Origin of the sequence: Endozoicomonas sp. ONNA2 (genome assembly GCF_024606365.1) — a bacterium.
Taxonomy (GTDB): Bacteria; Pseudomonadota; Gammaproteobacteria; order Pseudomonadales; family Endozoicomonadaceae; genus Endozoicomonas.
The window spans coordinates 1-7,067 of sequence record NZ_JAHHPO010000121.1; the positions used below are offsets into that span (position 1 = coordinate 1).

Annotated in this window: 6 protein-coding genes; 3 read left to right on the top strand and 3 right to left on the bottom strand. The window is 48.2% G+C overall.

The window, feature by feature from the left end; translation table 11 throughout:
• Positions 1–433: 433 nt before the first annotated feature.
• Positions 434–1,108 carry a hypothetical protein gene (locus KDK14_RS02255; protein WP_257263396.1) on the bottom strand — a complete coding sequence of 225 codons (675 nt, stop codon included), beginning with the start codon at positions 1,106–1,108 and terminating at the stop codon, positions 434–436.
• 252 nt (positions 1,109–1,360) lie between these two features.
• Between KDK14_RS02255 and KDK14_RS02260 the strand changes: the two genes are divergently transcribed.
• Both KDK14_RS02260 and KDK14_RS02265 read left to right on the top strand, forming a co-directional pair.
• Positions 1,361–1,783, top strand: coding sequence for a LexA family transcriptional regulator (locus KDK14_RS02260; RefSeq protein WP_257263397.1), 423 nt, complete (start codon positions 1,361–1,363; stop codon positions 1,781–1,783).
• Positions 1,780–3,057: a Y-family DNA polymerase gene (locus KDK14_RS02265; protein ID WP_257263398.1), complete on the top strand. Its 1,278-nt coding sequence runs from the start codon at positions 1,780–1,782 to the stop codon at positions 3,055–3,057. Before KDK14_RS02260 ends, KDK14_RS02265 begins: the two co-directional genes overlap by 4 nt.
• A gap of 230 nt (positions 3,058–3,287) precedes the next feature.
• Here the strand turns inward: KDK14_RS02265 and KDK14_RS02270 are convergent, their stop codons facing one another.
• Positions 3,288–3,770 (bottom strand): hypothetical protein, encoded by a 483-nt coding sequence (locus tag KDK14_RS02270; protein ID WP_257263399.1) that lies wholly within the window; start codon positions 3,768–3,770, stop codon positions 3,288–3,290.
• Positions 3,771–4,081: 311 nt separating this feature from the next.
• Between KDK14_RS02270 and KDK14_RS21585 the strand changes: the two genes are divergently transcribed.
• Positions 4,082–4,282 carry a MerR family DNA-binding transcriptional regulator gene (locus KDK14_RS21585; RefSeq protein WP_373691019.1) on the top strand — a complete coding sequence of 67 codons (201 nt, stop codon included), beginning with the start codon at positions 4,082–4,084 and terminating at the stop codon, positions 4,280–4,282.
• 37 nt (positions 4,283–4,319) lie between these two features.
• Here the strand turns inward: KDK14_RS21585 and KDK14_RS02275 are convergent, their stop codons facing one another.
• Entirely contained in the window at positions 4,320–6,788 is a 2,469-nt protein-coding gene (locus KDK14_RS02275; protein WP_257263400.1) for an ATP-binding protein, read from the bottom strand.
• Between the last annotated feature and the right edge of the window lie 279 nt (positions 6,789–7,067).

The following is a 7,067-nucleotide window of genomic DNA, read 5'->3' on the forward strand; positions in this document are numbered from 1 at the left end:
TATATTAAATTGGTAAAATTCTTCCGGTGCAATCAAAACCTTACGGATTCAGGTAGAGGTTAATAACTATGATTCTTTCGAAGCGCAATTGGATACTTTTTGTGAGGACACGAAGGAAAGATTTAAATGGTTCTATCCTTTGTTCAAATTCACTTACCGCGTTAGCCCAAATCCTGAAGTATATCCTGCATCCACGAGTTCATAACACAGGATCAGCCCAAGACCAACTTGTTGCCATTGCATAAATCAGGAGGAAGGTCTATTCCCGGACACCCTCGTGGATATCTGCCGATATCCGAAAGCACACACTCCCTTTGGGTAACCAGAGGGATTTTTGATGGTCAACCCGGGAGGCTGTCCGAGACACCTGTAGCAAGGATGGCAGCAGGGCAGTCTATTCTTGGACAGCCTCCCGGGGCAGGGCCGTAATCAGTCAGAAGAAGAGTTTCACAAACAGCTGGGTCGTGTATTGGTCAGAGTTGCCGCGATAGTTCAGGCCAAATCCCCACTGATTATCCACTTGATATTCTGCTCCGGCAGTGAAGAAGCCGATATTGTCATCTTCATCCCGGTCATAGTATTGCTGCATGTAGCCGGTATTCAGCCAGAGGCCCCGCTCCAGATGATAACGGGCACTCACCGACGCTGTGTAGGCTGTGACCCTATCCTTTACTTCATCCGCATCGGCAGAGAGGCCATTTCTGAGTCGACCACTGGTGACCGATGGAATGACATGGAATCTCTTTGTGGGCTTCAATAACATGCTGGCCCCGGCAAAATAAGAGTGCCCATGAATCTCGATATTGCTGGCAATATCATCCTGATCAACACGGCTATAGGCGTATCCTGCATTCAGGATGAGGGGAATAGAAGGGATTTTATAGGCACCATTGACAAACCAGGTGGTTCCGTCAACATTCTGATCGCCCTGGTTCTGATTGTTGTAACCAAGGCCGGTATGAATAAATGTGTAGTTATAGTCATTACCTGCGACAGCAATGGCTGAAGCACAAAGTAGCAAGGAGAGTAACAATGATTGCAAGATGGATTGCAAGATGGATTGCAAGATGGATTGCAAGATGGGTCGCAGGATGGTTGGAAAGATCATGTGCTTAATCCTCTGTCGGGAGAGCAAGTAGTGAATAAAGTGGGGATATGGGCAGAAAATCTCCTGCCATCAGGCCCTACTATATTGATTACTATTTTTTCAAAAAGTTCATTGAGCTGGACTTGCCCGAACTTATTGCTGTGATAAATTCTTCCCTCTTGAACAGAAACAGGTACATCCTGCAGGTCTTGACATCGCAACCGGATCAAACGATTATACTGTATAAATAAACAGTTATTGAGTTTGAATGGCATGAAGCCGATCCAGATCCTTTTGCAACCCCTGCCAGAAACATTGCCCTTTTATCAAAGCCCGGCTGCCTGTGGCTTCACCAGCCCTGCTGCCGACTACCTGCAAGATACACTCTCACTGGACCAGCTGTTAATCCGTCATCCGGCCGCTACCTTTTTTGTCCGGGCCCGTGGTCGATCCATGGAAGGCGCCGGTATTTTTGACGGTGACATTCTTATTATTGATCGTTCCCTTAACCCAAGAGACGGCGATGTGATACTTGCCTTGCTCGATGGTGAGCTGATTGTAAAACGCCTGGTCTATCGCCATGGCAAGCCAGAACTGCACTCAGAAAACGCCGACTACCCGCCGCTGCAACTGGACTCTGAAGAAGGGCTCAATGTCTGGGGTGTGGTCACTGAGGTTATTCACCACCTGCGATGAAGAACGTTATTGCCCTTTGCGACGCCAATTCATTTTACTGTTCCTGTGAGCAGGTCTTTAATCCATCCCTGCTTGGTAAAGCCCTGGGAGTACTGAGCAATAATGATGGCTGCATCGTTGCCAGAACACCGCAACTCAAAGCCCTGGGCATTGCCATGGGAACACCGGCATTCAAAGTCAGGGATCAGGTAGCCCGTGGTGAGATCATACTGAAAAGCTCCAACTATGCCCTGTATGGCGATATGTCCTCCCGCTTTATGTCGGTGCTGGAACAGTTCAGTCCAAAGCTGGAAGTGTATTCGATTGATGAAGCCTTTGTTGAACTCTCCGGTTTCCCGCCGGCAAGCCTGCATGCCATAGGGGCTGATATGAAACAGCGGGTAGTCCAGTGGACGGGGCTGCCCATTGGCGTGGGCATCTCAACCACCAAAACACTGGCCAAGCTCGCTAACTATGCGGCCAAGAAATTTCCGGCAACCGGTGGTGTGGTGGATTTAACCAGCCCGATACGCCAGCAGCGGCTGATGGCGATTACCCCGGTTGGTGAGGTATGGGGAGTGGGCAGGCGAATAGAAAAGCGATTGGCGGCGGCAGGGATTGTCAGTGCCGCACACCTGGCAAACGCTAATCGACAATGGATCAGAAAACAGTTTTCAGTAGTTCTGGAGCGGACCGTCTGTGAACTTCAGGGAGAAAGCTGTATTCCCTGGGAAGAAGGTGGCTCAGCCAATAAACACCAGATCATGTGCTCCCGGAGCTTCGGCCAACGGGTCTTTACAAAGCAGGCACTGCACGCAGCGTTGGCCAGCTTTATCTGTCGTGCCTGCGAGAAACTCAGAAAACAGCAGCAGTATGCCCGGGAAGCCATACTTTTTATCAGGACCGATCCGTTTAAGGCAGACCTCCCGCAAACCGGACGGAGTTTGAAGCTAATGGTACCATCGCCCACCAGTGATAGCTCAGCTTGGCTACAGCAGTTAAATCCGGCTCTGGACGTGTTGTTTCAGGCAGGTTATGAGTACAAAAAAGCGGGCTTTGCGCTGATGGATCTTTGTACCGAACTGGGCTTTCAGGGGGATTTGCTGGCAGCAGCATCGCCCCCCGGAAATACCCGGATGATGACAGTACTGGATGCCATCAATCAACGCTTCGGAAGTCAAACACTCCGGCCTGCGTCAGTGGGTTTTCAGGTGCAGCAATGGCATATGAACCAACAGGTACTGAGTCCTTCTTACACGACTCAATGGTCAGAGATCATGACGGTTCAGGCGTGAGGACCGCCATCTCCCACACTTTTGAGCCAGCTGTTGACAGGCTCGGGAGGCTGTCCCGGGGCGGCAGCAAATTGGTCTGAAAATCCGCTTTTGTTTGGCAAATAGCCTTGCTATGCACCACACAACACCAAATTTTTATCCTCAATTTTCTGCCGTCCTCGCTACGCTCGGGCAACCTCCGGGAGTTCATTGGGAAAATCTATGAGTTGCGGTATTGGGTTGCATGATAATCAGGCATTGAGTTCACTTTGATGGATCAATGCATCAATTCCGGCCATAAACTGAGACGGGCTCAAGTCCCGGGTACTGAAAATATCCAGCCTTAACCGGCAACAGTGAAATTTAAAACGAAAATCCAGAATGAAGCGTGGGTCGTGGGCATAGAGGTTCTCTCTCACTTTGATCAGCTTCCTGAGTTTACCCTGGAGGTCACGGCGATGTTCAAAAAAGTATTCTTCGACAATTGGCTGGATCAGAAGACGCCAAAGCTCAGCGTGTTTATCTCTTGGACAGCTGCCAATATTCCAGCAATTAGACGTCAGATCAATAAGGTTTTCAATCTCGGTATTATCCCTGTGTTCACTGAGCAGTGGTTCAACCCAGGCCGAAATAATCCCGGAGAGTCCGGGGCCGTCGAAGGAAGGTTTCTGACCATTGGAGTTAAAGGTCAACCGGGAAAATAGCTGTTTAACACGGTTAATAATCGTATGCAAAGTAAACTCACCGAAGTTGATGGTATTCTGTCCTTGTTGATGTGAAGACGATGTCCTGTAAGTAGTTAACCAAACCAGAATAGACCCTCTTCATAGAAGTGGTCACTGTATTGGCACTACTTTCATTTTCCAGCCAGAAATATTCGATTCCATATTGCCAGCTACATCCAGGTACATAGTTGGTTAAAACATTCTATGATTTTCTGTTGCAAAATAATCGGGGTTTCTTGCAGTTAACAAAAAGCTGTCTATATTAACAAGAAAATCTTTCTATAGTTGCTCAAACCTGTTCAAATTGAGTGGGTTTTGTTGTGAAAAAGCGTTACTCCATCTCTCAGGCTGCTGACCATTCAGGTGTCTCACTTTCCACTTTGCGTCGCTGGGAGGCTTGTGGAAAACTCGTGCCTGAGCGCAGAGGTACCGGATGCGTTGAGGGATGGGGGAAATCCCGCCAGGCCGGTGGGGGCCCCGTGGTTTCACCGCTCGACTTTGGGACGTTTAGGAAACTTTGAGATTGTCTTTCTGGCCAACTACTGACTGTTGCGGGAATTACGAAAAGTCCCGAAACATATGTTCGAGCCGGTCAGTAATACGAAGCTCGTTCTCTTGATCACTGAGACTTGTCTTTAAAAGACCCAGTACCTTTTCTGAAAATATCAAGCGGTTATTGGTTTTGACCACCAGCTTCATGCCTTGGTCGTGTACTCTCTGAATAACATTCAAGAATTGCTCGATCTTACCGCAGCTATAAACAGATTCATGACCCGTCATATCACACGCCATAAACACCGCCTGATGCTGTGTTTTGGTTAAATCGCTGAGGTAGTAATCGGGGCTTATCCGATGGCCTCCGGGTAAATGGGGCGGGGCTACCCGGCGGATCTGGTCCACCGGAATACTGAGTATTCTGGCGATATCGTCTATTGATACAGCATCCTCAGTAATCACTCCTGCGGCTTTGTCACCTTGATACTGACCCAGTTGCGATAATGCATCAGCAGCCCTTGCTTCAGGGCTGTGCCACCATTGGGAACGGTAACTGTCTCCCTGTAAATCGTTCAGGTAAACAAAGTTATGGGCTTTCCCGGCAAAGGGGTCAACAAAGCCGGGGGTTGCCTCTTTGATCGGAATATGATGATTTGAACTGACCATGATGGCTGTGTTTTCAGTCATCACAATTTTCATGGTTTTTGCCAGAAGTTGCTCGCTAAAGAAGCCGCCGTTGGCATCATCGATGACCACCAAATCCTTACCGGCAAGCATTGCATCGATATCTCTATGCCATTGCTCTTGATGGCCGCCGAGGTTCTGAAACAGGGCAGTGGCTTTTGGTATGTCTATATACAGGGTGTTGACACCGTAATCGGCCGCTTTTTTGGCAACCGCTACACAAAGATGGGTTTTTCCCAGCCCCGGTGATCCGGTCAGGAAAAGTCCCATGGGCTTTTTATCCGGGGTTTTACCCTGATTATTAATCACAGCATGGGAGAACCTGAGGGCCACCTCTTTCATCCGTTCCTGCTGTGGTGAGCGGTGTTTGAACTTATCCAGATCAGCAACAAGATTTTCACTGGGGAACGGTGAGCCGTGATGCACCGGTTTTGGTTCCATAGCCGGTGTCACAGGCAACGGCGGTTGCTTATGCCAGGCTTGATCGGTCTGCGATACAAAATATTTCCAACGCGCAGTACTGAAGCGAAACGCTAAAGTGATACCGACGATGGGGTGATCGTCAGGCAGGGTATCGTCACTCAGCTGTGCATAATCCGTTTCCCCCGCTGCGATAGCACGGATTGTCTCAGGACTTTGTGGTTTGTTGTAACCATCGATCAGTATTTTTTTGATCTGGTCACAGGTTTTCGGTTCAGCAAAGTCATCCGGACCAAACCCCAGATAGAGATTGTGTCCGCTGCTGTTTTGTCCGGTGCATATCAGATTAAAACCGATTGCATTACCGGTTTTGTGCTTCTTGCAGTAGCGGTCAACACCATGAATATAGAGGATATCACCCTTTTTGATGTCCAGTTCTGACAGTTTTTCAGGATTTAGAAAAGAGGAAGTCAGGTTTATGAACTCGAGATTTTCAAACAGATAATAGATAGGGTTACCGGCATTCATCAGTTTTGAATTATCTGCGAAGCGTTCAGGGGGTTCGAACAGCGTGAAGGAAATTCTGAACTTTGAGACCGGAGCACCGAAGATGCGGTTGAATTCGTCGGTGCCAATGATGGATTCAATGGCTCGATACTGACAGGCCAGCAGGGTCGTTGCACAGTCGGCAACAGTAGGGCCATGAAAAAAAGCATTCAGAGACTCACTTGGGGTATGTCCGTTATCGTTTGCTACAAAGCCGGAACAGCATTGTTGGTCAAAATATTCCGGCAGCGAGTGCATCCCGAGGATGCGACTGCCAGATAGCCCGGGCAGTTCGCGAACATGATAATCCTCAGGATAAAAAACACCCAGACTTTTTCTGGCTTCCAGCAGCTCTCGCGGTCGATATGCATTGCAGCCTGCCCTGGGAGCATGATCAAAAAAGCGGGTCATGACTTTACTCCGTGCAGCGTAGGGTGTGTTAGTACCCTGGAGACAGCGCACCGTAAATTCAGTGAACTGTTCAGCCATGGGCATGTTGCTGACACTTTTCGGGAAGGGCTGGTAAGGGGGGGATATCTTGCGTAAGGATGCGAAATGATTTGCCAGAGGATAGTGGCCCGGTTTTTTTACTGAAACTTGCTTGTGGGAGATAAGGTCACATACGTCAATTATCGTATCATCAATTTTTCTGTTCCTTACGCTTTGGGTCTGTCCGCTTGAATTTGCCTTTTTTTTCAAGGTGGCCTGCGTGACGCTCATCTCAACACTGTTTATCGATGGGGAGGGATGTACACTGGATAACGGGTAGCCCAAAAAGCTCGGGGGACCGCTACTTCCAGCAGCTAATTCAGAAGATTCAGAATCTGCTCTTCCGGATGGGGTAAAAGTGCCAGGTTGATAGCTGGTAGGTATAGTATTCATATTAATTATCCTTTAGCCATTTTGTACCTGCTATTAATACTGCCATTGTCGTCAACTCATGTAACCGGAAGCCTGACTGACTGCCGCGTTTCAGGTAATTTCAAGATAATGAGCGAATAATAATCTTTCCTGATTACCACTGATCGTACGTCATGACATAGGGAAAGTTTATTTAAGAATATACGAATTCAGCACTGCCGTAATTAACCAGAAATTGCATAATACCAATGCCTTTTTGGAACTGAATGGTATTTTTACACATCAGTTTTACCTCCAAAA

Coding starts and splice junctions, on each gene's coding strand:
- KDK14_RS02255 (WP_257263396.1), bottom strand. CDS start 1,108: ATGATCTTTCCAACCATCCTGCGACCCATCTTGCAATCCATCTTGCAA.
- KDK14_RS02260 (WP_257263397.1), top strand. CDS start 1,361: ATGAAGCCGATCCAGATCCTTTTGCAACCCCTGCCAGAAACATTGCCC.
- KDK14_RS02265 (WP_257263398.1), top strand. CDS start 1,780: ATGAAGAACGTTATTGCCCTTTGCGACGCCAATTCATTTTACTGTTCC.
- KDK14_RS02275 (WP_257263400.1), bottom strand. CDS start 6,788: ATGAATACTATACCTACCAGCTATCAACCTGGCACTTTTACCCCATCC.